The sequence below is a fragment of the Streptomyces sp. PsTaAH-137 genome (genome assembly GCF_003259365.1).
In the GTDB taxonomy this organism is placed as follows: Bacteria; Actinomycetota; Actinomycetes; order Streptomycetales; family Streptomycetaceae; genus Streptomyces.
This window is the reverse complement of record NZ_QLLY01000089.1, coordinates 1-1,825: the sequence shown is the minus strand read 5'-3', so window position 1 is coordinate 1,825 and position 1,825 is coordinate 1. Positions and strand designations below refer to the sequence as shown.

Genomic DNA, 1,825 nt, shown 5'->3' with positions numbered 1-1,825 from the left:
CCCCGCCCGCCGACCCGTGGGCGCTGCCGATGCTCACCCCCACGTCGGCGGAGCCCGGCAGCCCGCCCCGCGAACTCAACGCGCTCTACCGCACGTTGCAGGCGCACGACGACGGAGACCTCGGGCTCGGCGCGGAAGGAGTCCGGTTCGTCCGCGCCAAGGGCCGGCGCGTCCTCGACGTCGACTGGAAGCACGACACGCTGCTCATCGACACCCTGCACGCCACCGTCCTCCTCGACGGAGAGCACCTCACACCCGACCGCGCCGCCCTGCGCCGCGTGCTGACCGACGGCGTGCGCCGCCTCGTCGTCGTCGCCCACGGCGACGGCGGCCACCTCGACCTCGGCCCCCTCGTCGCCTGCGGCCTGTACACCCCCGTCGAACGGGACCTCGCGTCCGGCGCACCCCTCGAACGCGGCTGCCGGGCGGGCGTCTCCTGCAAGCGGGCGCGCGACCACGACGCCGTACTGCTGTGCCGCGACATCAAAGCGGGCAGCGTCGTCCTCGTCGCCTGCAAGGCGGGCTCGATCATCGACCCCGCCTTCCCCTCCAGCACCAACGTGGTGGTCGGCTTCCTCGACGGATACGCCGCCACGGTCGTGGCACCGCCCGGCAACGCCTCCGCGTCCCCCGTCATCACCCACGGCCTGTACGCGATGGCCGGCCACACCCCGCTGGCCCGCGTGCGCTCCTACCTCGACGACGTGTCGGGCCGCGGCCGCGTCCACTACCGGATCCTCGGCACACCCGGCCCCGCCGACACCGCCACGGGCGACGACACCCCGCACCACGGCGGCGGCGTCACCGTGCACCACGTCGACCCGCCCGAGGACGGCGAACGGCACTTCGCCCTGCGCGTCTCGGACGAGACCGCCCTGCGCCCCGGCGTCGACAGCGCCTACGGGCGACGACACCTCGTCCTGCCCGAGGGCCTCGCCCCGGACGCCGTGCGCCTCGTACCCGACTGGACCCCGCGCGCCGCGGACCTCGACAGCCACCGCACCGACCTGGAACGGATGCGCCTGATGTACGGGCAGCTGACGGGCGCGCTCGTCTCCTCGCCCGCCCGACGGCGCGCCCTCGAACTCGGCGAACGCCTGGCCGGCCTGCGCCACCGCCACGAGGCCTCCCGCCTGACCGCGGTGCGCCGCCTGGCGGGCGGAGCCGCCCACGGCCTCGTCACCCACCCCGGCGGACAGGAAGCCACCCGCCAACTCCTCGACGCCTGGGGCGAAGGCGTCGCCGAGACCCTCGAACTGCTCCTCGTCCAGCAGGACCCGGCCGACCTGCTCACCTCGGCCATGTGGCCGCAGGACGAGCGGCTCGGCCAGGAGGGCTGCGAAGTGTGCGGCCGCCGCATGCGCGTCCTCACCTACCGCGACCTGCTCGGCAGCACCGGCTGCCTGCGCCACGACTGCCCGCACTGCGGCAGCCGCCGCGTCACCCCGGACCGGACCGACTCCTGCGTCACCTTCCGCCTCGTACCGGGACCCGACCCGGCCCTGGAGATCAACCCGGAGACGGACCACGGCAGTTGCCACGTCGTGTGGCAGGCCACGTTCAAGAACAGCGCCACCGCCTTCCCCGTCCGCCGCACCCGCCTCGGCAACACCCCCGAGCGGCTGCCGCTCCCCGTCCCCGACGACCTCACCGACCAACTGCACACGGTCAAGGCCGTCGTGGTCAGCGGCAGCCAGATGTGGTCCTGGCGCACCCGATGGAGGGCCCGCTGATGCCCCACCCCACCACCGCCCCGGCCCGGCGCCGCCCCGAACCCGGAACACGGCACGCCCACCCCTTCCCGCACGTCGTCTTCGGCCCCGGC

General features: G+C 74.9%; 1 protein-coding gene. It reads left to right on the top strand.

Annotated elements, in window-relative coordinates:
- Positions 1–1,733 (top strand): hypothetical protein (locus K377_RS42010; protein ID WP_161195170.1); only part of this gene is annotated, 1,733 nt, incomplete at its 5' end.
- Positions 1,734–1,825: the final 92 nt, after the last annotated feature.